This window comes from Chitinophaga sp. H8 (assembly GCF_040567655.1).
GTDB classification, from domain to species: Bacteria; Bacteroidota; Bacteroidia; order Chitinophagales; family Chitinophagaceae; genus Chitinophaga; species Chitinophaga defluvii.
Genome location: NZ_JBEXAC010000003.1, coordinates 335154 through 360149 on the forward strand (window position 1 = coordinate 335154; position 24996 = coordinate 360149).

General features: G+C 46.0%; 20 protein-coding genes. 13 read left to right on the forward strand and 7 right to left on the reverse strand.

From position 1 onward, the window contains the following. Positions 1 to 34: 34 nt before the first annotated feature. From ABR189_RS28265 to guaA, 5 genes are all read right to left on the reverse strand, one after another. Complete coding sequence (locus ABR189_RS28265; protein WP_354663882.1) at positions 35 to 529, reverse strand: Lrp/AsnC family transcriptional regulator; 495 nt, start codon at positions 527 to 529, stop codon at positions 35 to 37. Between the two features lie 151 nt (positions 530 to 680). Further along, a complete protein-coding gene (locus tag ABR189_RS28270; protein ID WP_354663883.1) occupies positions 681 to 2273 on the reverse strand; it encodes an ATP-dependent DNA ligase in 1593 nt (530 codons plus the stop codon). 53 nt (positions 2274 to 2326) lie between these two features. Next, positions 2327 to 3346: a ligase-associated DNA damage response exonuclease gene (locus ABR189_RS28275; RefSeq protein WP_354663884.1), complete on the reverse strand. Its 1020-nt coding sequence runs from the start codon at positions 3344 to 3346 to the stop codon at positions 2327 to 2329. Positions 3347 to 3469: 123 nt separating this feature from the next. After that, entirely contained in the window at positions 3470 to 4789 is a 1320-nt protein-coding gene (locus ABR189_RS28280) for an ABC transporter substrate-binding protein (RefSeq protein WP_354663885.1), read from the reverse strand. A 110-nt stretch (positions 4790 to 4899) separates the two neighbouring features. Beyond that, entirely contained in the window at positions 4900 to 6468 is a 1569-nt protein-coding gene (gene guaA, locus ABR189_RS28285) for a glutamine-hydrolyzing GMP synthase (RefSeq protein ID WP_435575343.1), read from the reverse strand. 429 nt (positions 6469 to 6897) lie between these two features. Here guaA and ABR189_RS28290 point away from each other — a divergent pair, with 429 nt between their 5' ends. The 10 genes from ABR189_RS28290 (at position 6898) to ABR189_RS28335 (ending at position 16640) form a co-directional block, all read left to right on the forward strand. Then, positions 6898 to 7629: a head GIN domain-containing protein gene (locus tag ABR189_RS28290; protein WP_354663886.1), complete on the forward strand. Its 732-nt coding sequence runs from the start codon at positions 6898 to 6900 to the stop codon at positions 7627 to 7629. A gap of 433 nt (positions 7630 to 8062) precedes the next feature. Then, positions 8063 to 8983 (forward strand): hypothetical protein, encoded by a 921-nt coding sequence (locus ABR189_RS28295; protein ID WP_354663887.1) that lies wholly within the window; start codon positions 8063 to 8065, stop codon positions 8981 to 8983. 196 nt (positions 8984 to 9179) lie between these two features. Then, positions 9180 to 10316: a dialkylresorcinol biosynthesis protein DarB gene (darB, locus tag ABR189_RS28300; protein ID WP_354663888.1), complete on the forward strand. Its 1137-nt coding sequence runs from the start codon at positions 9180 to 9182 to the stop codon at positions 10314 to 10316. A 154-nt stretch (positions 10317 to 10470) separates the two neighbouring features. After that, positions 10471 to 10869, forward strand: a complete 399-nt coding sequence (gene DarG / locus ABR189_RS28305; RefSeq protein WP_354663889.1) for a flexirubin biosynthesis protein DarG — start codon at positions 10471 to 10473, stop codon at positions 10867 to 10869. A 53-nt stretch (positions 10870 to 10922) separates the two neighbouring features. Beyond that, positions 10923 to 11927 (forward strand): BtrH-related acyltransferase DarH, encoded by a 1005-nt coding sequence (gene darH, locus ABR189_RS28310; RefSeq protein ID WP_354663890.1) that lies wholly within the window; start codon positions 10923 to 10925, stop codon positions 11925 to 11927. Position 11928: 1 nt separating this feature from the next. Next, positions 11929 to 12675, forward strand: coding sequence for an ABC transporter ATP-binding protein (locus tag ABR189_RS28315; RefSeq protein ID WP_354663891.1), 747 nt, complete (start codon positions 11929 to 11931; stop codon positions 12673 to 12675). Positions 12676 to 12692: 17 nt separating this feature from the next. Then, positions 12693 to 13979 (forward strand): ABC transporter permease, encoded by a 1287-nt coding sequence (locus tag ABR189_RS28320; protein WP_354663892.1) that lies wholly within the window; start codon positions 12693 to 12695, stop codon positions 13977 to 13979. A gap of 115 nt (positions 13980 to 14094) precedes the next feature. Beyond that, positions 14095 to 14352 carry a phosphopantetheine-binding protein gene (locus ABR189_RS28325; RefSeq protein WP_354663893.1) on the forward strand — a complete coding sequence of 86 codons (258 nt, stop codon included), beginning with the start codon at positions 14095 to 14097 and terminating at the stop codon, positions 14350 to 14352. Positions 14353 to 14365: 13 nt separating this feature from the next. After that, positions 14366 to 15586, forward strand: coding sequence for a beta-ketoacyl-[acyl-carrier-protein] synthase family protein (locus ABR189_RS28330; RefSeq protein WP_354663894.1), 1221 nt, complete (start codon positions 14366 to 14368; stop codon positions 15584 to 15586). Then, positions 15576 to 16640: a beta-ketoacyl synthase chain length factor gene (locus ABR189_RS28335; RefSeq protein WP_354663895.1), complete on the forward strand. Its 1065-nt coding sequence runs from the start codon at positions 15576 to 15578 to the stop codon at positions 16638 to 16640. Before ABR189_RS28330 ends, ABR189_RS28335 begins: the two co-directional genes overlap by 11 nt. An 84-nt stretch (positions 16641 to 16724) precedes the next feature. Here the strand turns inward: ABR189_RS28335 and ABR189_RS28340 are convergent, their stop codons facing one another. Both ABR189_RS28340 and rpsT read right to left on the reverse strand, forming a co-directional pair. Beyond that, positions 16725 to 18452, reverse strand: a complete 1728-nt coding sequence (locus tag ABR189_RS28340; RefSeq protein WP_354663896.1) for a M14 family metallopeptidase — start codon at positions 18450 to 18452, stop codon at positions 16725 to 16727. A gap of 93 nt (positions 18453 to 18545) precedes the next feature. Continuing rightward, entirely contained in the window at positions 18546 to 18800 is a 255-nt protein-coding gene (gene rpsT, locus ABR189_RS28345; RefSeq protein WP_354663897.1) for a 30S ribosomal protein S20, read from the reverse strand. A gap of 388 nt (positions 18801 to 19188) precedes the next feature. Here rpsT and ABR189_RS28350 point away from each other — a divergent pair, with 388 nt between their 5' ends. The 3 genes from ABR189_RS28350 to ABR189_RS28360 all read left to right on the forward strand — a co-directional run bounded on the left by ABR189_RS28350 (position 19189) and on the right by ABR189_RS28360 (position 24946). Continuing rightward, complete coding sequence (locus ABR189_RS28350) at positions 19189 to 21951, forward strand: 2-oxoglutarate dehydrogenase E1 component (protein ID WP_354663898.1); 2763 nt, start codon at positions 19189 to 19191, stop codon at positions 21949 to 21951. 137 nt (positions 21952 to 22088) lie between these two features. Then, positions 22089 to 23657 (forward strand): 2-oxoglutarate dehydrogenase complex dihydrolipoyllysine-residue succinyltransferase, encoded by a 1569-nt coding sequence (gene odhB / locus ABR189_RS28355; RefSeq protein ID WP_354663899.1) that lies wholly within the window; start codon positions 22089 to 22091, stop codon positions 23655 to 23657. Between the two features lie 119 nt (positions 23658 to 23776). Further along, on the forward strand, positions 23777 to 24946 hold the full coding sequence (locus tag ABR189_RS28360; RefSeq protein WP_354663900.1) for an RsmB/NOP family class I SAM-dependent RNA methyltransferase: 1170 nt from the start codon (positions 23777 to 23779) through the stop codon (positions 24944 to 24946). The last annotated feature ends 50 nt before the right edge of the window (positions 24947 to 24996 follow it).

The window sequence follows — 24996 nt, forward strand, 5'->3', positions numbered from 1 at the left end:
GATAGCAGACTTCGACAGGTAGTAAATAGTCAAATCAATACACCATCTGGTGGGTGGCCTTGATCACAGAGATCACAAAAATGCTTTGGGTATGGCTCAGGTTATCTACCTCCCCCAGCTTATTGACATAAAACTCGCGATACGCATTCATATCTTTTACCTGCACTTTGATCAGGAAATCAAATTCTCCGGAGATATTCAAACACTCTGTAACTTCTGTAAAAGCCACTATTTCCCGGATGAACTTTGCGCCGCATTTCTTACTGTGCTCTTTCAGCGAGATGTAGCATAATACGGTAAGACCTTTATCTATTTTTTGCGGGTCTACAATAGCTGCATACTGCTTAATCACACCTGCCTGTTCCATTTTGCGGATACGCTCATATACAGGTGTAGTGGTAAGGTTTAGCTGACTGGCAATATTACGTATCGTCATCTTGGCATCCACCTGTAATAGTTTAAGAATGCCCATGTCTTTTTCATCCAGTACTAAAGGCAGGTCCGTAACATTTTCTTTTTTATGGATCATGGTGCTTGTTGTTCAGGAATATGTACTGCAATATTACTTGTTTACAGTGTAATGTTCCAAATTATTGCACTTTGAATATTTTTTGTTCTATTGCCGGCGTGGGGTAGCTATGCAGTAAGCGCTGTGCCGGCGCGGCATAAATAATATAAGCTTATCCGTTATACTGCTGTAACAATTGCCGGAGATCTTCCAGGCTGTTAATTTCCTGGGGTGGTTTATCTTTCCGCCACCGGTTGATCCGGGGGAAGCGCAGGGCGATACCGGATTTGTGCCGGTTGGAAGCAGCAATGCCTTCAAACGCAATTTCAAATACCAGTTCCGGTTTTACGGTTCTGACAGGACCAAACTTTTCCAGCGCATTTCTTTTTACCCAGTTGTCTACCTCATTGATTTCTTTGTCTGTAAGACCGGAATAGGCTTTGGTGAAGGGTACCAGCTGATCGCCATCGCGCACGGCAAATGTATAATCAGTATAGAGATTAGAGCGGCGCCCATGACCTTTTTGCGCATAGATCATCACTGCATCGATGGTAAAAGGATCGGTTTTCCACTTCCACCAGTCGCCCCGCTTGCGTCCTACCTGGTAGGGGGACTGCTTTCTTTTCAGCATCAATCCTTCGCTGCCTTTTTCGCGCGATTGCAGTCGCAGTGCGGTAAGGTGTTCCCAGTTGTCGAAGGTGATCACCACAGACAACCGGAGTGCGGGGTGGTTGGCCTGCTCCACTACTTGTTCCAGCAGTTGGCGGCGTTCCAGCAGTGGTTTGTTTCTGATATCTGTACCCTGGTATTCGAGCAGATCATAGCTTAAAAATACTACCGGCGCTTCCTGCAATTGTTTCTTCGTCACATTTTTACGGCCTATGCGTGTTTGAAGTGTTTGGAAAGGGAGTGGAAAATCATTCGCATAGGTAAGGATTTCCCCATCTATCACTGTACCATCCGGCAGCGCCGTTGCCAGTGGAGTAAATTCAGGGAATTTGGGGGTGATCAGTTCTTCCCCTCTGGACCATACAAAGAGTTCCCCATTACGTTTGATGATTTGTCCGCGTATGCCATCCCACTTCCATTCTGCGTTCCACTCCTGTTCTGTGCCCAGCGTATCCGGTAGGCCTTCCAGGGGGTAGGCCAGGTAGAATGGATAGGGTTTGGAAGCATCCGCAGCAGTAATATTTTCATTCAGCAGGGTATCCATGGTAGTCGTAGCGGGATCCCAGCTGCCACTGATCATGTGTGATAAGGTAGCAGGAGGAATATCATAGGTAGCCGCCAGTGCATTGACCATCATTTTCTGGGATACGCCTATACGAAAGCCGCCGGTGATCAGTTTATTGAAAACAAATTTTTCCCCGCCGCTTAGTTCCTGCCATGCCTGGAGAATAAACGCCTGTTTGTGCGCATCATCCGCTTTGTCCAGTTGAATAAGCTGTTCCAGCCAGTAGTGCAGCGGGTGGGGTACCGTAGCAGGGTGATCGGGAAGGAGGAGCGCGATGGTTTCGGCCAGATCGCCTACGGTATGATAACATTCTTCAAACAGCCATTCGGGTAGTTGGGTGACCTGCATGCACCAGTTTTTGAGTTGGGTAGCGTTGACGGTTCTTTTGGGCCGTCTGCCGGAGAACAATGCCAGCACCCAGGTTTTATCCTGCTCTTCCGCCGTTGCAAAATAATGCGCCAGCGCCGCCAGTTTCTCATTGGTTTTGGTGCTGTTGCTGAGTGTTTTTACAAGGTGTGCGAATAACTGCATATGGTAGAATAAGCTATGGATGAAGAGATAGCTGGTGCAATGGTTACCTGATATTATGGCGTAGGTGCAGGTGTGGGCGGTACTGCCTCTTCTTCCTCACCGAATGCCGTTTTTACCTCACTCGCCGCTATACCGGTATCCTGCAAATACCGGGCAAAAACACTGCTGAACCCATGTGTGGCATATACTTTTTGCGCACCGGTTGCCTTTACCGCAGCCAGCAGTGCGGGCCAGTCGGCATGGTCCGATAATGCAAAGCCAGCATCCGCATTACGGCGGCGCATGTTGCCTCTTACCTGCATCCATCCGCTGCAAACCCCCAGCGCATAAGGATTGAATTTACGCATCCAGGTAGAGTCGGCAGCAGAAGGAGGTGCGATGATCAGGCTGTTTTTGAAAACGGATTTAGGCGTGTCTGGTGTGAGCAATGTTACCGGCGGAAGGTCCCATCCATTTTCCAGCAGCACCTGGTGGGTATTAAAAATAGCACCATGCACGAGGAAGTGATCCACTTTACCTTTCAGGTGATAGAGGAGGCGTTGTGCTTTTCCCAGGCTGTAGGCCAGTATAACACTGTTCTTGTCGGTCTGGCTGTTGTTGTCAATCCATTGTGCGATGTTGTCAAAAATTGTTTCCTGTGGCAGCCAGTTATAAATAGGAAGGCCAAAGGTGCTTTCTGTAATAAAGGTGTGGCATTTCACCACCTCAAACTGTCCGGATAATCCATCATTTTCCAGCTTATAGTCGCCGCTGGCTACCCATACTTCACCAGCCTGTTCTACCCTGATCTGGGCCGATCCGATGATATGCCCGGCCGGATGCAGGGAAATAGTCACCCCGTTGTACCGGATGGTTTCCCCAAAGGCTGCCCCCTGTACCTGTATATCACTACCTAAGCGCAGCTTCAGCAGCGGTACACTATCATGCTGGCAAAGGTAGTGCTGGTGGCCCCAGCGCGCATGATCGGAGTGGGCGTGGGTGATCACCGCCCGCCGCACCGGCTGCCAGGGATCTATGTAAAAATCACCTGCTGGACAGTAAATCCCTTTATCTGTAAATTGTAGTAGCTGCATACTTATCCGAATCTAACATTTTTTAGAAGCATAGCGGCCTATCATCCTCCAAGAGATAAATATTCATGCCAATAAAAAAGCCGGAAGAGCATCTCCCGGCTTTTTAAATATCGTGTTAAGCGCTTATTGCAGATTCATTCTGATATCTGTGCTGTCTCCTTTTTGAATGATATAGATGTTTTTATTTTCAAAATAGGAGGGGGTATTTTCTCCTTCTTTAAGATAAACCGGCTGGAAATTGAACTGAGTAAATACCTTATTAGACGGATCATTCACGTCAGCATTAAAATAAACCCCTTTTTCGGCCAGTTTTTTTACAAAGTAGTACGTCATCTCAAAGCCTTTGAAAGCCATATCAGAGGGGCGGGCCTTGTATACTCTTTTAAAGTAGTCGGTGATATACCGGCTGAACGGATCTGTTTTTTCATTGAAGTAAGGCGTAGAATAGTATACCTGCAGGCCTTTCAGTTCCGGCTCTTTAAATTTCATGATGTCCCAGGTAGGCATGCCAAATACATGTATGGGATAGGTAGCCGTTTGCACGTTCAGTTTGCGCAGGATGGCTTTAGCACCGGTTTCATCCAGGGCTGTCACCAGGCACACGTTAGGGCGGTCGGTGAGCAGGAATTTGGAGATTTCTGCATCGGTAGTACCATCATTCCAGATCACTTCGCGGATCCTTGATTTTTTATTGCTTTCCATTTTCTCGTAGGCAGCCTTGAAATCTGCCGCCATACGTGCTTCAAAAGGTGTGTTTCTGCGGAAGAGCACAATATTTTTAGTGGCAAATGCTTCCTGCACATAATTCTGCAGGGCCTCGCAATGTGATTTCAGGGTGCTGTTGGAGATGAATAAGAAAGGGTTGTTATTGATGCCGCCATCATTAGGGTAGGTAGCAGACACTATATTGATTTCCTTTTCTTTTGCAAAATCGCTTAGTTCTTTCAGTTCCGGGTTGCTCACTGCGCCGATGATCAGGTCGGTAGCATCGATGGTTTTATTACGGATCAGTGTGGGAACGCTGTTGTGTTTAGCCTTGTTATCATAAACAGCTACTTTCAGGTTGTAGCCTTGTTGCTGCAGGGTATCCAGTGCCAGTTGCGCACCTTCATAAAATTCCAGTCCCGGTAAAATATACCTTGGCATGGTGCGGCCGGGAATCTCTGCAGATGTTGCAAATACAGAATCCAGGTACAGTGGTGCAAACAAGGCAATATTATAACTGTTTCTTTTTACTTCTTTGCCAAAAGCGGGCACATTAAACGGCGCTTTCACATCCGGCTTTTTGGTTTCTTCCGGTTTTTTCTCCGGGGTAGGCTTGGTAGCTACTGGCGGAGGAGTGGCCGGTTTACTGGAAGTATTTTTGAATAGCGAACAGGAAGGCAGCAATATGGATATGGCTAACCCAGCTAACAGGTGTTTATAAATATTCGATTGGCTCATAGCAGGCGTTAAATTACAAAAATCGTTCCCAATACGGTAGTAAAGCATAAGTAGCAGGCCATAAGTTATTGATAAATCACTTATAACCTGCTACTTACAGCTTACTTTTTTTATTCCCACTCAATAGTAGCGGGAGGTTTGGAACTGATATCGTATACTACACGATTAATGCCTTTCACTTTATTGATAATATCGTTAGACATTTTAGCCAGGAACTCATAAGGCAGGTGCGCCCAGTCGGCCGTCATACCATCTGTGGAAGTCACTGCGCGTAATGCTACGGTAAACTCGTAGGTTCTTTCATCCCCCATTACGCCTACGCTTTGTACAGGTAATAAGATAGTACCTGCCTGCCATACCTGGTTATACAAACCAGATTCACGCAGGCCATCAATATATACTGCATCTGCTTCCTGCAGCATGGCTACTTTTTCGGGAGTGATTTCTCCGAGGATGCGGATAGCGAGGCCAGGACCCGGAAAGGGGTGACGGCCCAGGAATATTTCGCTGATTCCGATTTCACGGCCTACGCGGCGTACTTCATCCTTAAAAAGGAAACGCAGGGGCTCTACCAGCTGCATATTCATTTTTTCCGGCAATCCACCTACGTTATGGTGTGATTTGATGGTAACAGAAGGACCATTTACAGATACGGATTCAATCACATCCGGATAAATGGTACCCTGGCCCAGGAAGGAAATATCCGTCAATTGCGTAGCCTCCTGCTGGAATACTTCAATAAACAGGCGGCCAATGATCTTACGTTTTTGTTCCGGATCGCTTACACCTTTCAGCTCACCATAGAACATATCTTTTGCATTGATACCTTTTACATTGAGTCCCATGTGTTTATAGGAATCCAGTACGGTTTCAAACTCATCTTTACGGAGGAGGCCATTATCTACAAATATGCAGAACAGGTTTTTGCCAATAGCTTTATGGATCAGTTCGGCTGCTACGGTAGAATCTACGCCACCGCTCAATGCCATTACTACTCTTTTATCGCCTACCTGTGCTTTTATTTTGCCAATCATTTCCTGCACAAAAGCGGCAGGTGTCCAGTCTTGTTTGCAACCGCAAATATGTACCAGGTAGTTGCGCAGGATCTGCTTACCTTCCAGGGAGTGGGTTACTTCCGGGTGGAATTGCAGGGCCAGCAACGGGTGAGGGGTAAGGGTAGTACATTTAAATGCCGCTACGGGGATGTTTTCCGTACGGGCTATTATTTCAAATGCTTCCGGCATGCGAACAATGGTATCCGCATGGCTCATCCACACCTGGCTTTTAGCTGCTACGTCAAATAATAATTTTTCATCTTTGTTGGAGTGCTCCATAAATGCACGACCGTATTCACGGCTATTGCTTTTGGCCACCTCGCCACCAAAATTCTTCGCCATCATCTGGGCACCATAGCAGATACCCAGTACCGGTACTTTTGCTGCTATAGCAGCAATGTCCACATTGGGCGCATTAGGGTCGTTTACAGAAAACGGACTGCCGGATAATATAACACCTTTAATAGATTCGTCCCAGGCGATAGGCTGGAGACAAGGTTTAATTTCACAATAAACATTCAACTCCCGGATGCAACGTGCAATCAATTGCGTGTATTGGGAGCCAAAATCGAGAATAAGTATCTTTTCTGTCATGGTGGTGCAAAGATAAAGTCCAGATTTCAAATCCCAATATTTTAATAGCTGTTAGCTTTTAGCTGTTGGCTTTTAGCTTAAATGCAGCGGATGAGAAGAGCTGTTAGCCTTTAGCTTAATGCAATGGATGCTATGTGTGGTAATATTGCCCCACAGAGTGCTTTTATTGCTGGTCCTTCATAGCCTTTTATGCACTATTCATACTCTATCTATGCTCTATCTATGCTTTAACCATGCTTTAACTATGCTCCAACCGTGGTGCAACCACCATAAAAGCGGCAAACGGTCAGCTACGGGGTATTAGCTTAAATGCAGCAAATGATTGATAGCGAGGGGGAATTGTTTACTGTTTTCCCCCTCCGCTGCATTTAAGCTAAAGGCTAACAGCTAACCGCTAAAAGCTATTAGCCAACAGCTAATTCTTCGTATCTTTCCATTCACATAAAAACCCTCCAGTATATGAAAGTCTTCCCTGCTTTTGCTTCCTTGCTCTTCTTCCAGATGTTTTTTGGTACCAGTTGTGATGTTATCAGTGACCGCCGGGTAAATGGTAGCGGCAATGTCATTACCACCGAGCGGAATATCAATGCTTTCCAGCGGCTGGATTTGCAGGGATCGATGGATGTGTATTTAACCCAGGGCCCGGTAAAACCGGCAGTGATTGTAGCAGAAGATAATATTATACCTTTTATAGAGCTGATAGATAAGGGCGGGGAGCTGGAAGTGCGGTTTAAGCATGATACCCGGATCAATAGTGATAAGGACATCAAAATCTACCTCAGTTCTCCGGCTATTAATGAGGTACGGTTGTCCGGTTCTGGTGGTATCAGGCTAGAAAACAAATTTAGTGCGGAAGGGATGATGCAATTTACTTCTGTAGGTTCGGGTGATATCAGCGGAGTGATCAATGCACCCCAGGTAAAGGCGTCCATTGCAGGGTCTGGTAATGTGAAGCTGCAGGGAGAAACCAGGGAAATGGATGTAAATATTGCCGGTAGTGGGGATTATGAAGGAGGGGAGCTGATGGCAGAAAATGTGACGGTGAATATTGCGGGCAGCGGCGATGCAAAAGTGCATGCCAGCGTAAAGCTGGATGCCAGGATTGTAGGTTCCGGAGATGTGAAATATAAAGGCACTCCTCAAATAAGTTCCAATATAATAGGTTCTGGTGTGGTGCAAAAAAATGATTAAACTTTCTGCAAACTTTATTGTTAATATCTATGCCTGTTAAAACAAGCCAACAGTTTTAACATTTCATTTATCATATTTCGCCGCTATTAACAGTTATTACTTACTGAAACTTATTATAATAAAGTCCTTTAGCCCAGGTACTGCAGGCCATTGTTCAAAATTATTGCTGTAGTACCTGGCTGAGGCACAATTATTACCCCTTGCCTCATCGCTTACTCCTGATAACTTTGCTTCACCTTTACATTATCCGGGAAAACCGGCAGCCAATATTTGGTGGCAGGGCTAGGAGTGTCCGTTTGTATCCGGCACCCGGCGTGAAAACCAGCAGCGATATTTGATGTACAGGTGGTGATCAAGACACATAACAAAAATTTATCTCATTAGTCCAGGGAGTTTTTTGTATGTTTACGGCTTCAATTGTTGAACTCCTTGTATGAATGAACGACCTAAGATCCTGGTGGTATATTATACCCAGACCGGGCAGTTAAGAAGGATCATAGATAATGTGCTGGCACCAATAAGGGATAAGGCAGATATTGTGTTTGAGGAGCTGGTACCAGTGGAACCCTTCCCTTTCCCATGGAAAAAACAACAGTTTTATGATGCCATGCCGGAATCGGTACAGGGTACCCCACGAGCCATCAAGCCATTAAAGGTAGATGTGCAGGCACATTACGACCTGGTAGTGCTGGCATATCAGCCCTGGTTTTTATCACCTTCCCAGCCAACGGCCGCTTTTTTACAAAGTGATGAGGCAAGGCAGCTGTTGAATGGGAAAAAGGTAGTTACCTTGCTGGGAAGCCGTAATATGTGGCTGAACGCACAGGAAAAAGTAAAAGGATATTTGACCAAAGCCGGTGCTGACCTGGTGGGTAATATTGTGTTGGTAGATACTTCTCCCAACCTGGTATCAGTGATTACGGTGCTCCGTTGGGCATTTAAAGGAAAAAAGGAAGCTACCTGGCTGCTGCCACCGGCAGGCGTACAGGAAAAAGATATTGTAGCATCCAGCCGGTTTGCAGCCCCCATTGCACAGGCATTGGAACAAAAAAGCTGGGACAATTTGCATCCCCAGCTGCTGGCCGCACAATCAGTGGATTTAAAACCTAATCTGGTACTGCTGGAAGAGAGAGGGGTGAAAGCCTTCCGCTTCTGGGCTAAGTTTATCAGCGATAAAGGCGGTCCGGGCGCTGCTTCACGCCAGGGACGTGTATCCATGTACCGTGGATTATTGCTGGTAGGCATTTTTGTATTAACACCTATTACCTTACTATCCTCCCTTATTAAGCTGAACCTGAAAAGAAACGCATTACAAAAAGAAGTAGAATATTATAAAGGCATCCGCTTACGATAGCCGTTTTTTTCCGGAGATTGTCGCGTAGCTTTGCAACGGTTCACTGTCACACAATTTCCGGCATACATTATGCCTGTTGTATTGTATTTGCGTTTAGAATTATATATTTACGGCTCTGTAATTTAAACCCCGGGATCACTGAGCATATCAGACTGCCGGGGAGGATATAGACAAATAAAAAGACGAATTATTTCAAATGAAGGAAGTTTATATTACCAGGCTCTCCAAATTTTTGCCTAATAAGCCTGTTGAGAATGAGGAAATGGAAAGCATCCTGGGAATGGTAGATGGAAAGCCTTCCCGTGCCAGGTTGAAGATTTTGGGAAATAACAAGATCAAGACCCGTTATTATGCCCTTGATCAGGAAGGGAAAACAACACATACGAATGCCCAGATGACAGCGGAAGCGGTAAAAGCATTGTTTGACGAAAAATACCCGCTTAGTAACCTGCAATTATTAGCTTGTGGTACTACTTCTCCCGATCAGTTATTGCCAAATCATGCGGCCATGGTGCATGGATTGCTGCAATGTCAGCCTGTAGAGCTGATCGCAGCTACCGGTGCCTGTGCAGCAGGGATGCAGGCATTTAAATATGCCTGGATGTCGATTAAATGCGGCAATACCAGCAATGCGGTGAGCACCGGTTCTGAAAAGTTTTCCAGCTGGATGCTGGCCAGGAAGTTTCAGCCCGAAGCAGAAAACCTGAAGAGCCTGGATGAGAATCCGATCATCGCTTTTGAAAAGGATTTCCTCCGCTGGATGCTGTCTGACGGTGCCAGTGCGGCCTTGTTTCAGGATAAGCCTAATGAAGAAGGGCTTTCCCTGCGGGTAGACTGGGTAGAAATTGCCTCTTATGCCAATGAACTGGAAACCTGTATGTATGCAGGTGCGATCAAACAACCAGACGGCAGCACTACCGGCTGGATAGATATGACACCCGATGAATGGGCACAGCACAGCGTATTTTCCTTCAAGCAGGACACCCGTCTGCTGGGCAAAAACATTGTTCCTTCCGGTGCTAAAATGTGGAAAGAGCTGGTGGAAAAATATAACATCAACCTCGACGAAATTGATTTCTTCCTGCCGCATCTGTCATCTGAATTTTTCAGGTTGAAGATCGATGAAGAGATTTCCCGTATAGGTGTACCTATTCCGTTGGAAAAATGGTTCACCAACCTGGCCAACGTAGGTAACGTAGGTACGGCATCACCTTACTTTATGCTGGAAGAGCTGATGAGTACCGGCCGTTTCAAAAAAGGACAGAAAATAGTGATGATGGTACCTGAAAGTGCCCGTTTCTCTTATGCTTACGCACACTTAACTGTAGTGTAAGTATAGTATAACCGGCATCAGGAGCCCGTTATTAATAAATTTTTATAGCAGAGGGGACGTAATCAGCAGCGCCCCCTCTTGCATTTAAGTCCGATAGCTGGGGTATGGAGCAAAAAATAGGTGTAATTTCATTTCCTTAAAATTACTGCTACCAATGAAAAAAGAAGAAGTGCCGCAGGATGGCGATAACCTCCACGAAGGTACATTCAAGCAAATATTTTATGCGGTGGACAATGCCGGCAGTTATGTGCAGGTATCGAGCGTAGGCTGGGAACCGGAAAATGTGGCGTTGGGGCAGGCCTGGGAAGAAGTAAATAAAAAGGTGGAAGAGGCACGCCGCCGTGTACTGGCAGGGGAAGTAAGTCCTATTGCCTACTATATGGAAAAGCACCTGATGGAAATACCTTTACTGGCCAGTTATGTAGGCAAGTTTCAATGGCAGGTAAAACGGCACCTGAAGCCGGCAGTATTTAACAAACTAAGCGATCTGATGCTGCAACGGTATGCTACCGCCTTTAAGGTAAGCATTGCTGAGCTGAAGCATATTAAATAGTTGCTTTTGGAATCCTGGTCTTACCGGTTTTTTCATAAAGCCATTCACCAAATATGAGTACTACTCCTTTTAAACACGTACAAACTGCACATTGCGAAAGCGGCGTCATCTCTAATATGTTTGGCCATTACGGGCTGCAAATAAGTGAACCCATGGCTTTTGGTATCGGTGCCGGTATATTTTTCGGACACCTCCCTTTTGTAAAGGTGAATGGTGTACCAGGCACTACTTACCGTATCTGGCCCGGTGCTATTTTTCAACGGGTATGTAAACGCCTGGGGGTAAAGATGGAATTGCAAAAGTTCTCCAGCCCTCAAAAAGCGATGACAGCACTGGACAACGTTATTGAAAAAGGCATCCCGGTAGGGGTATTATCCAGTGTATATTACCTGCCTTATTTTCCTCCTTCCTACCGTTTCCATTTTAATGCACATAATCTGGTAATATATGGTAAGGAGGGTGAAAATTATCTGGTGAGCGATCCGGTTATGGATACCGTTACCCAGATAGATCCTGAAAGCCTTATCCAGGCACGTTTTGCTAAAGGCTTTCCGGAGCCTAAAGGCAAAATGTATTATCCCCTGCATGTACCGGAAAAAGTATCTCTGCACAAACCTATCAAAGAAGGGATTGACCAGGCCTGTCATTTTATGCTGAAAGTGCCTATTCCTTTATTTGGCGTAAAGGGCATCCGTTTTCTGGCGGGTAGGGTAAAAAATTATCCTGAAAAGGTGGGCGACAGAAAAGCGGTGTTATACCTGGGTAATATTATCCGTATGCAGGAAGAGATAGGCACTGGTGGCGCCGGGTTCCGTTTTCTGTATGCTGCATTTTTACAGGAAGCCGCGATGTTGTTGCAAAAAGAAGAATTAAGCGTACTGTCGCAAGACCTCACCAAAGTAGGGGATATCTGGCGCAACTTCGCCTTTCATGCCGGCAGGGTATGTAAAAGCAGGGCAGCCGATGGGGTATCCTATAAAGAATTAAGTGAAATGCTGGTACAGTGTTCTGTAGAAGAAGAACAGTTGTTCCGGCGATTGTCGAAGGTGAAATTATAGTATGACCAGTATAGCTGTCAATGAATTGTATAAAACCTATCAGGGGGCCGAAACACCAACCCTGAAAGGATTATCCTTTACTTTTCCCAAAGGAAAAATAGCCGGTTTACTGGGTCCTAACGGGGCAGGCAAAACCACTACTATTTCTATCCTGTGCGGGCTGGTAAAAGCAGATAAAGGCAAGGTGCTGATCCATGACCTGGTACAGGACAGTGCACACCGGGAAGCCATTAAAAGGCTGATAGGTATTGTACCGCAACAGATTGCCCTGTTTCCCCAGCTTACCGCCAGGGAAAACCTGACTTACTTCGGGAATCTCTATGGATTAAAAGGAAAGGAGCTACATACCAGAATAGAAAGTTATCTGCACACCTTTGGTCTGGAAAAAAGCGCAGACAAGGAAATACATAAATTTTCCGGAGGGATGAAACGGCGGGCCAATATTATTGCGGCAGTGTTGCACAGCCCGCAGTTACTGATCCTGGATGAGCCTACTGCCGGAGTGGATGTGCAGTCGAGAACCGTTATACTGCAATTCCTGAAAGCGTACAACCAGCAGGGAGTGAGTATTTTATATACCTCTCACTTACTGGAGGAAGCGCAAACCCTGTGCGATGAAATTGTGATCATGGACGAAGGCAAACTGATTGTACAAGGGCAGCCGCTTACACTCATTCAGCAACACCCGGCATGCAGCAACCTGGAAGATGTGTTTTTACACTATACCGGTCACGCGCTGAGGGATTAATTCAATTAGAACAAGGCATGTTAAGATTACTGGCTACAATACGGAAAGAATGGTTACTGCTGTTGCGCGATAAAACAGGATTGATATTACTGTTTATTATGCCGGTGGTACTGATTACCGTAATGGCGCTGATACAGGATGCACCGTTTAAAGATTACCAGGAAGTAAAGCTGGATATCTTAACGGTAGACAATGATCATGGCCGTTTGGGGCGTTATATCCGTGAAGGGCTGCAATCCGGCGGGCAGTTCAATATCATTGATTCGGTAAAAGGAGCACCCCTTACCCAGGAAAGCGCCAAAGCGCTGGTAAACAGTGGAGAATACAAGCTGAGCATTATTATTCCGGGAGGGGCCACCGGCGCTATTGTGAGTAATGCCAACCGTATTGTGAATGATATTTCCAAGCGGATGGGCATTCCCGTAGTATTACCGGTAAAAAGTAAACAGGATTCGCTGGATGTAGTGATCTATTTTGATCCCGCTGCGAAGAAAGCATTCAAGAGCGCTATTCATCAGGCAATAGATAATTTTCTGACACAGGTAGAAACCAATCTGTTGCTGGAGCGTATCAAACAGGAATTGCGTAATAAAAACGCCCCCGAAACAGACAGTCTGCCGATTCAGTTGAAGGCGGTAGGCTTAAAAGAACTCAGTACGGCATCTACCAAACATGCGGATATTATTTCCAACTCTGTGCAGCATAATGTACCTGCCTGGAGCATTTTTGCCATGTTCTTCATTGTGATACCAATTGCAGGCAATATGATCCGGGAAAGAGAAGATGGCAGCCTGCTGCGGATGAAGCTGATACCAGGTTCCTATTTACAGATCCTGGCCGGGAAGATGTTGTTTTTTGTGGGCGTGTGTGTATTGCAATTTTATCTGATGATCCTGGTAGGGATTTTCCTGCTACCATTGCTGGACCTGCCGCGGCTTACGCTGGGACAGAGTCATGTGGCCACGTGGCTGGTAGCTTCCGGCATAGGATTGGCGGCTACAGCTTATGGTATACTGATAGGTACGATATTTAAAACACCGAACCAGGCGTTGAATTTCGGGGCCATTTCCATTGTGATCCTTTCTGCCATCGGCGGTATATGGATACCATTGGAAGTAATGCCGGTGAAGATGCAGATCATTGGTCATCTGTCTCCCCTAAGCTGGGGGCTGGATGCCATTAACGATATTTATTTGCGTAATGGCGGATTAGCTGATATCTGGGTAAATGCTGCCTGGCTAATAGCCAGTTGCGCAGTAATGCTGGGAATTGCCGGTTGGGTGGAAAAAAGAAGAATGAATTAGCAAATGTTTTCAAAACAAGGGTAAAACTGTATTTTTACTGCCACTGGATACGAAAAGTATCAGCAGGGCTTTACTTCCTGCAGGAAAAAAGGGAAGTGATAAACCTACAAACACTATGGAACAATTAAAACAAACACTGAAAGCGCAGATTATTGAAGCACTGAATCTGCAGGATACCCGCCCCGAAGATATTGACGATAACGCCCCGTTGTTTGGGGATGGGCTGGGTCTGGATAGTATAGACTCGCTGGAATTGATGGTATTGCTGGAAAGACATTACCAGATCAAAGTAGAGGATCCGCGTGAAGGCCGGAAGATTTTACAGTCAGTGCAGTCCATGGCGGAATTTATCCAATCAAAACAACCGGCGTAAGCAAACTAACGGCATGACGGAAAGGGTGTTTATAACAGGGATGGGAATGATTACCGCCATCGGTGATCAGGTGGCCGGAAATCTTCATAACCTGCAACAGGAACAGTCTGGCTTAGGGTTTACCAGCTATATAGATACCATTTACAAAACGGTATTGCCCGTAGGTGAGGTGAAGCACAGCAGCGAAACACTGGCCGGAATGGCTGGTGTGGCTGGGCAGGAAGGCTACAGCCGTACTGCATTGCTGGGCTTGATCGCGATGAGGGAAGCATTACAACAGGCCGGCCTGGATAAAGCCGCTTTACAACAAACGCCTACCGGATTCATCAATGCTTCCACGGTGGGCGGGATGTGTGATACGGAAAAAGTATATTTTGAAATAGCAGACCCCAACAAAGCAGGTTCTTTTCTCAAATATATTAATGGGCTGGATTGCGCAGACTGCACCGAGCGTATAGCCGATGCGGTAGGGCTTTGTGATCATATTGCTACCATCAGCACCGCCTGTTCATCCTCCGCCAATGCACTGATGTTTGGCGCACGGATGATCAAGCAGGGATTATTGCAGCGGGTAGTATGTGGCGGTACAGAAGCGCTGACCAAGTTTACCCTCAATGGATTTAATTCCCTGAAGAATATTGACAAACAGTTTTGCCGGCCATTTGACCAGCAACGTACCGGGTTAAACCTGGGCGAAGGCGCTGCTTACCTGGTACTGGAAAGCGAGTCGCTGGTAAAACAAAACAACAGTACTGTGCTGGCGGAGTTAAGCGGATATTGTAATACCAATGAGGCTTTTCATCCTACTTCTCCCTCTCCGGAAGGAGATGGTGCTTATGAGGCCATGCAAAATGCGCTGGCCATGAGTGGCAGAACCGTGCAGGATATTCAATATGTGAATGTACATGGCACAGCCACTTTGAATAATGATGTATCAGAAGGGAAAGCCCTGGAAAGGCTGTTTGGAGATGCAGTGCCTATGTTCAGCTCTACCAAGCCATTTACCGGACACACCCTCGCTGCGGCGGGAGCTATTGAAGCTATCTATGCCATACTCGCTATACAGCAGCAAATAATTTTTCCTAACCTTAATTTCTCCGAACAGATGGAGGAATTGCGTATTACACCTGTTACTACGCTGGTAAAAGGATATCCTGTTAATAATGTTATTTCCAACTCATTTGGCTTTGGAGGCAATAACGCATCCCTGGTGATCAGTAAATATGAAGGGTAAGTGTTACATACAAGGTTTGGCGGCCATTTCCCCGCAACATACGTTTGAGGGTGATTTGTTTACGCAGCCACTGGTGCACCAGGAAGGTAATATGCTTACCTGTGTGGAACCGGATTATAAACCGTTTATTCCGGCCAACAGTCTGCGCCGGATGAGCAGAATGCTGAAGATAGGGCTGACCACCGCTTTGAAATGCTTGCAGGATAGTGGTACAGGCATGCCTGGTGCTATCATTACCGGCACGGGTAAAGGTAGTTTGCAGGACACCGAAAGGTTTCTGAAAGACATCCGCCAGTATGAAGAAAGAGCACTGAACCCTACTCCATTTATACAATCTACCTACAACTCCGTTAATGGATTGATTGCCTTGCAGCAAAAATGTATCCAGTACAATAACACCTTTGTACACAGGGGCTTTTCCTTTGAAAATGCCCTGCTGGACAGCATGATGCAATTGGAGGAAGGAGCAGGTAATACCCTTACCGGTGCTTTTGATGAAATTACTGCGGAGCACTATTTTATTAAAAGCCGGATAGGACACTGGAAGGCAGCCACTATAGATAATGCACGGCTATATGAACATCTTTCTCCCGGCACTATCGCAGGAGAAGGAGCAGCCTTTTTTACATTGGCAGCCACACCAGGTACCCAACATTACGGCGCCATTGCGGGGTTGAAGATGCTCTATAAGCCTGGTCAGGAGAAGCTGACCGCCAGCCTGCACCAATTACTGGTGCAGCATGGGTTGCAGTTGAAAGACCTGGATCTGGTGATCACCGGCCGTAATGCAGACAGTAATTTTGAACATTATTACCAACACCTGGACACGCTTTTGGGAGATACGCCTCAGCTGCCTTTCAAACACCTGTGCGGAGAGTATGATACTGCCAGCGCCTTTGGCCTGTGGCTGGGTGCGGAGTTGATAAAAGAGCAGCGGATACCTGCTTTACTGTTTCCGATGGTGAAGGATATACCTGCACAATTGAATCATGTGTTATTGTACAACCACTATTTTGGAGAGCAGCATGTGTTTATGTTGCTGACAAGAGATTAACTGTATTGGTTTTAATAAAACGGGTGCCACTGCTACAGCGGCACCCGTTTTGTATTTTCTGGAATATTGTGATAGCTATCTTTCTTAGTTCATGATCCGGTATACGGGGTATCTCATAAACTCCGGTTCTGCGTAGGGAGAGTTTTTATAGATGAAGTCCAGCTGATCATAGGCACTTTTGGCAAAGGCCGTGTCTGTAGCTCTTTTCTTTTCCAGGGCAGCTTTCAGTTCAGGATGCTGTTTCAGGTATTCCGCAGCGCTGTCTTCAAATACATAGCTGGAAAAACCTTCTTTCTGTACCAGTATCCCATCAAAGAAATTCCAGGCAAAGAAGGAGTCGCCACCGGTAGGTTCCAGTGTTTCTATCAGGTAGCGGTTGGCGGTCTGGTTCATCGGGATGTAATAGTCGCCTTTGCGGAAGTGTATGGTATCCTCGCGGGAAGTTACTTTGATACCTGTGTGGAGGTAATGTTTTTCGTACGGCTGGTTACCCGTCTGGTAGCCGGCGATATGATATACGGATACGGTCATGGTAGTATCCCGGTCCAATCGTTTCATTTCCACGCGGTTGTTCTTCAGCAGGTCTATCACCGGCCACCATCCCTGGGGGATGATATAAGCAGCTGGTTTTTTCACGAAGTTGCCCGCCACTGCATAGTTATAAAAGGGAATCTGCTTTTCGTAGGGTTTGCTACGATTATAATACAGGCGTGGTAAACCTGAAATAGCGCTGGGTTTATATGCTGCGGTATATCCCTTGTAAGTGATGGTACTGCGCTGGGAAGTATCGGGTGTCCAGGTAAGTGGGAATTCCGTTTGTGTTTTAGCCGCCAGTTTGGTCTGATCCCGGAGGGCTTTTATTTCCTGGCTATGCTGGCTGGTAAATTGTATAAAACATTCCATCAGTGCATAGGTAGCCTTTACCCGTTGGGGATAAGGTTTAAGCATATGTGTTTCCGGCACAAAGCCAAAGGTGTGGAAAAGGGTAGTATAACCGCTGGAATACCTGGGGCCGTCGCTGTATTCAACCCAGCCATTATCCGGTGTATTGCCATAATGGTTTACGTAGGGGATCAGGTCATATCCTTTGGTTTTCATCAGTTGGTAGAGGCCTGGTTCAAATACTTTGTTGATGAAGTTGCCCATTACCCCGCCCAGTTTATTATGCTGGGTGGTTAAAAGCGTTATAATATGTTGATAGTCAGCCCCGTTGCTCACATGATTATCCACAAAAACATCCGGGTCGGTGAGGTGGTAAATCTGGTGGAAGGAGCGGGCATTTCTGGAGTCTGCCTTGATGAAGTCCCGGTTCAGGTCGAGGTTCTGGGCATTGCCGCGGGGGCCAAATTCTGCCGGGCCGTCCTGGTTAGAGCGGTAGTAGGGGCTACGGATCAGGAAGCCATCTATGTTGTATACGGGGATTACCGCCAGGACTACATTATCCGGCATCTTTACCTTACCGGTGGCCAGGTCGCGGAGCAGTTGCATACTCGCATCTATACCATCCGGTTCTCCGGGGTGTATGCCATTGTTGATGAGTATAATACGTTTGTTTTGCTTTCTGAGGCTATTAAAATCAAAGTTCCCTTGCTGGGAGTAGATAACCAGGTGAAGGGGGAACCCGGCATCGGTAGGGCCCATTTCCAGCATTTTTATCTGGGGGAATTTTTTATCCAGCAGCTGATAGTAAGCGATGCACTCCTGGTAGGTAGCTGTTTCGTGTCCCTGGGTTTTCTCAAAGCGGGTGGTCAGGTCCTGTGCCAGGGAGGGGAGGGCAAAGCAGCAGGCGAAGATGAGTAATAGCGGCTTCATACGGTAATATAATAATTTTCAGGTATATGCAAAAGAAAAAGCCCTTCCCGGTTACAGGAAGAGCTATAAGTTCTATGTGTAGCTAAAAATATCTTAAGCCAGTGCGTTCACCTTCAGCGTTAACTTGCTTTTCAGGTTGGCCGCTTTGTTTTTATGAATGATATTGCGTTTTGCCAGCTTATCAATCATAGATAATACATCGGGTAATTCTTTCCCAGCAGCTGCTTTTTCAGTCAGCGCTTTCAGATCACGGATGGCATTACGGGTAGTTTTACCGTAGTAACGGTTACGCTCGTTACGCTTTCTACTCTGACGTACGTCTTTTTTCGTTGCTTTATGGTTTGCCATTATTCAATTTTCAGTTTCGGAGGGCAAAGGTAACCATATTCTCTTTACAAACAAAATAATTTGGCAAATGAAAATATGCATTGTCCGGAGTGAAGGGCTAAATTACAAATAATATGGTATATGTTGAAACGTTTTAAAAAGGTGATATTGGGATTTTTAATATTTAACAAAAGGTGCGCTTCAAATTTTTAGAAGTAAAAACCAAGTTATACCTTTCCGTGGGAAATTAAGCTATTATGGAATCTATGCATCCTGGAACCATCCGCGTATGAGTAAATTTTAACGCGTTGTTTAACAAAAAACAAGCGATATTTGCATTCCCATACTCCATAATAAGGGGTATAAGTAGAAAAGTATTTGAATCGAAGATCAGCAAAACTCGTTGTAAATGAAGGACTTCTCATTTGTCACCAACTCGCATCCTGCTTACATTGAATCTTTATACCAGGATTTTAGCAAAGATCCCCATTCTGTAGACCCGGAATGGGTGAAGTTTTTTGAAGGGTTTGATTTTGCAGTATCCGCAGCCGGAACCAATGGCAAAGCAGGCGCAGCACCAGCTGCGGGTGGAGCAGCAACATTACCGGTGACTAATGAACAACTAGTTAAAGAATTAGGTGCCTACAGGCTGATCCAGGGATACCGTAAAAAAGGCCATCTGATTGCTAAAACAAATCCTATCCGCGAGCGGAAAGACCGCCATGCCAATCTTGGCCTGGAATACTATGGATTGAGCGAGGCTGATTTGCAGACAGAGTTTTATGCAGGACAGGTAATCGGACTGGGAAAGGCTACCCTGGAAAAGATAATAGCCCGTTTAAAAGAAATATATGCTGGTGCAGTAGGGATTCAATTTACTTATATCATAGACCCTAAAAAGGTGTCCTGGCTGCAAAGGGAATTTGAAGCCACTATGCGCAAGCCTTTTACCCTGGACCAGAAAAAGCGGATCCTGCAGAAGCTGAATCAGGGCGTTATATTCGAGAAGTTTTTACATACCAAATATATAGGTCAGAAACGTTTTTCGCTGGAAGGTGGGGAGTCTACCATTCCTGCGCTGGATGCGATGATCAATACTGCTGCTGAGTTTGGCGTACAGGAATCTGTGATCGGGATGGCTCACCGGGGCCGTTTAAATGTGCTGGCCAATATCCTGGGTAAAACATACGAGCAGATCTTTACAGAATTTGAAGGTAACAGTACGCCGGATACTACCATGGGTAGCGGTGACGTAAAATATCACCTGGGTTTCCGCTCTATGGTAGAAACCCCAAGCGGTAACCAGGTAAATCTGCAGCTGATGCCTAACCCTTCCCACCTGGAAGTGGTAGACCCTATCGTACTTGGTTTTGCCCGCAGTAAGGCAGATGTTATTTACAACAGTGATTATGATAAGATACTCCCTATCCTGATTCATGGTGATGCCGCCGTAGCAGGACAGGGTATTATATATGAGATTGCCCAGATGAGCAGGCTGAAAGGGTATTACAATGGTGGTACCATGCACTTTGTTATCAATAACCAGATCGGTTTTACCACTGATTTTGATGATGCCCGTTCTTCAGATTATTGTACCAGCATTGCATCTATTATCAAAGCACCTGTATTCCACGTAAATGGAGATGATGCAGAAGCGGTGGTAAAAGTATCAGAACTGGCTATCCGCTACCGTCAGGAATTTAATGAAGACATTTTCATTGACATGGTATGCTATCGTAAACATGGACATAACGAAGGTGATGAGCCGAAGTTTACGCAGCCCAGCCTGTATGCCCTGATCGATAAGCATCCTAATCCAAGGGAGATGTATACACAATTCCTGTTAAAGAACGGGGAAGCTGATGCACAGGAGCTGGCTAAGGAAATGGAGAAGAGCTTCTGGGGCGACCTGCAGGCAAGACTGGATAATGTAAAGCAGCATCCGTTGCCTTATAATTTCCAGAAGCCGGAACTGTGGTGGCAGGCATTACGCAAATCCACGCCGGAAGATTTTGAACATTCTCCCAACACCGCTATAAAAGCGGAAGACTTCAAGCGCCTGTTTGACGGCATGATGAAATGGCCGGAAAACTTTGAACCGCTGCGGAAGGTAGAAAAGCTGTTGCAGGATAAAATCAAACTTTATAATACGGAAGGAAAAGTAGATTGGGCTACCGGTGAGTTAATGGCATATGCCAGCTTGCTGATAGAAGGGAAAGATGTAAGAATGAGCGGGGAAGATGTGAAGCGGGGAACTTTCTCTCACCGTCATGCTGTACTGTTTGATGAAAATACTAATGAGACTTATAACAGGCTGAATCATTTCCAGGAAAACCAGGCTAAGTTCAGGATTTATAATTCCCTGTTGAGCGAGTTTGGTGTACTGGGATTTGAATATGGTTATGCCATGGCTAACCCCAATAACCTGGTTATCTGGGAAGCGCAATATGGCGACTTTACCAATGGTGCCCAGGTAGTGATAGATCAGTATGTAACCGGAGCAGAGCAAAAATGGACTACCCAGAACGGGATGGTACTGTTATTGCCACATGGTTATGAAGGAGGAGGACCGGATCACTCCAGTGCGCGTCCGGAGCGGTTTTTACAGGCTTGCGCAGAAGAGAATATGGTAATCACCAATATTACCACTGCCGCCAACTTCTTCCATGCATTACGCCGCCAGCTGGCATGGCCTTTCCGTAAACCATTGGTGAACTTCTCGCCTAAGGCTAATCTGCGTCATCAGGGAGCTTACTCTACCATGGAAGAATTTACCAGCGGTGGATTTAAAGAGGTGCTGGATGATCCGTTTATCCAGGATGCAACCAAAGTGAAGAAAGTATTGTTATGTAGTGGTAAGATGTATTTTGACCTGAGTGAAAAACAGCAGAAAGACAATCGTGTGGATGTAGCGATTGTACGTCTGGAACAATTATATCCGCTGCCGTTAAAGCAGCTGGAAGATATTAACCAGAAGTATAAAGGTGCTACTTTCTTCTGGGTACAGGAAGAACCGCTGAATATGGGTGCTGCTTCTTATCTCCAGATGAACCTGAAGCAGATTAATTATGGCGTGATAAGCCGTAATCCAAGTGCTTCCACCGCTACCGGTTATGCCAAGATACATACCCGCGAGCAGCAGGAAATTATCGATACAGCATTTAATATTTAGTAAAAAATTGAAAGACGAAAGAGCACCTTTCGTCTTTCGCGCGTAATATTGCATAACGAAACTAGAAATATTTGCAGTTGATGATCCTCTTTTTAAAAATCGTCGATTGTCAATTGCCCACCATCAACTGATTAAATATGGTTATCGAAATCAAAGTCCCTACGGTAGGAGAATCTATTAGCGAGGTAACAATTGCAAAGTGGTTGAAGAAAGATGGCGATTATGTACAGCAGGATGAAGTGCTGTGCGAAATGGAATCAGAAAAGGCCACCTTTGAATTGAATGCTGAAAAGGCAGGGGTATTAAAGATATCGGCTCCGGAAGGTGCTACTTTGAAAATTGGGGATGTAGCCTGTACGATTGATGCTGATGCAGCCGCTCCGGCGTCCGCCGCACCGGCAGCTGCACCTGCAGCCACTACACCCGCTCCCGAAGCTGCTCCTGTAGCCGCCGCACCGGCAGCGCCAGCAGTGAATAAGGGAACGATTGAAATGAAAGTACCTACTGTGGGTGAATCTATCAGTGAGGTAACTTTGGTGAAATGGATAAAGAAAGATGGTGATTATGTAGAACGCGATGAGATCATTTGCGAGCTGGAATCAGAAAAAGCCACCTTTGAACTGAATGCGGAAGAAGCAGGCGTATTACAAACAGTAGGGAAGGAAGGAGATGTGTTGAAAGTAGGTGATGTAGCCTGTAAGATAGATACCAGTGCACCAAGACCAGCGGGTCAGGCAGCACCTGCAGCAGCCAGTGCGCAACCACAGGCGGCTAAAGCAGCGCCGCAACCACAGCAGGCTCCGGTAACCAGCATTCCTAATGATATTAAAGCTACACCAGTAGCCGCAGCGGTGATCGCAGATAAGCATGTAGACCCTTCCAGTATTAAAGGTAGTGGTGCTCATGGTAAAATAAAGAAAGACGACGTATATGCTGCCCTGCAAAATCCAGGCGTGGCAATAGGCCAGGAAATGTTTACCCGCAACGAGCGCCGCGAAAAGATGAGCAATCTGCGTAAAACAGTATCCCGCCGTCTGGTAGAAGCAAAGAACACTACCGCTATGCTCACCACTTTTAATGAAGTGGACATGACCAACATCATGGCTTTAAGAGCAAAGTATAAAGAAGTGTTTAAAAAGCAACACGAGGTGAACCTGGGCTTTATGAGCTTCTTCACCAAAGCCTGTTGTTTTGCTTTACAGGAATTTCCTTCTGTAAATGCTTACATAGATGGAGAGGAACTGGTATACCACGATTTCTGTGATGTATCTATTGCAGTATCCGCTCCTAAAGGCCTGGTAGTACCGGTAATCCGTAATGCGGAAAGCCTGGATATGGCAGGTATTGAGAAGAAAGTAGTAGAACTGGCTACCAAAGCACGGGATAACAAACTGACGATGGACGAAATGACCGGTGGCACTTTCACCATTACCAATGGTGGGGTATTTGGCTCTTTAATGAGTACACCTATCATCAACATACCACAGTCAGCTATCCTGGGGATGCATAAGATCCAGGAGCGCCCTATGGCCATAGATGGCCAGGTGGTGATCAGGCCGATGATGTATGTAGCCCTGAGTTATGACCACCGTATTATCGATGGCCGTGAGTCTGTAAGCTTCCTGGTACGGGTAAAAGAAATGCTGGAAAACCCTGAGCAGTTGCTGTTTGGTAAAGATCCGCTGAAAGCATTACTGAAACTGTAATCATACTTCTTATAAAGGAATAGCAAAAGCCGGCGTATGCCGGCTTTTTTGTTTTAGTGCCCCTCTGCATTTGAGTGCTGCAGCAGGGGATCACATCAGTAATTCAGCTATCTTTGCGCATGACCCGTTGGGAAAATTATTTAGCATCCGCAGAGAAAATCATTCGTACTTACGATAGCCATGTACCGCTTCACCATTTTCTGAAAGCATTTTTCAAGCAGCATCCGCATATGGGGAGCCGGGACCGGCGCTGGGTATCACAGCTGGTATATCACTATTTCAGGTTAGGTTATTTAGGAAAAGCCGTAATGACCGTACCTGAAAGGATACAGGCAGGTACTTTTCTCTGTGAAACACAATCGAATGAATGGCTGGCATTTTTCCGGCCCGATCTGAATGAGCAGATAGGGCTTTCGCTGGAAGAGAAGCTGGCAAAGATTGCTCCACCGGGAGAGGCAGCTGTACCTGCAGCCATTTTTCCTTTTATCAATGAGCTTTCTGAAGATATTGATGCCGCCGCATTTGCCCATTCTTTTTTTGTGCAGCCACGCTTATTTATCCGGGTGCGTAATAAACAGGAACGGTTGTTAAACCTGCTGCAGCAGGCAGGGGTGGCTTATGAAGTGATAGGCCGTAATACCATTGCGTTGCCTAACAGTACCAGGATAGATGATATCATCACCAATAAGGCGTGGTACGAAATACAGGATGTGTCCAGTCAGCAAACCGGGCAGCTTTTTAAGCCCAGGCCCAAAGATAAGTGGTGGGATTGCTGTGCAGCCAGCGGCGGGAAAGCGATATTGCTGAAAGACCTGCAACCTACAGTGGACATTCTCGTAACGGATGTCAGGGCTACTATCCTGGATAATCTGAAAAAACGGTTTGCTGAAGCCGGTATTAAAGATTTTCAATCTAAAGTGATGGACCTCACAGGCAGCAACCTGCCCACACTGGTAGGCAACCGTCAGTTCGATGGTATTATATTGGATGCCCCCTGCAGTGGTTCAGGAACCTGGGGCCGTACCCCGGAAAGTCTGTTGGGTTTCACAGCAGACAAGATCCTGGAATTCCAGGAATTGCAAAAGCGTATAGCAAAAAACGTTATCCCGTTTATAAAACCTGGAGGTACATTGATCTATATTACCTGCTCTGTTTTCAAAAAGGAAAATGAAGAGATGGTGCAATGGATCGTAGAGAACAGTACATTGCAAGTAGTGGAAGGAGGGACGATCAAAGGGTATCATGATGGCGCCGACAGCATGTTTGCTGTAAAGCTGGTAAAAGAGTAACCGGGTGTTAAATCAGTAGCTGGTTTAGCTGGTTGCTCCGGAAGATATAT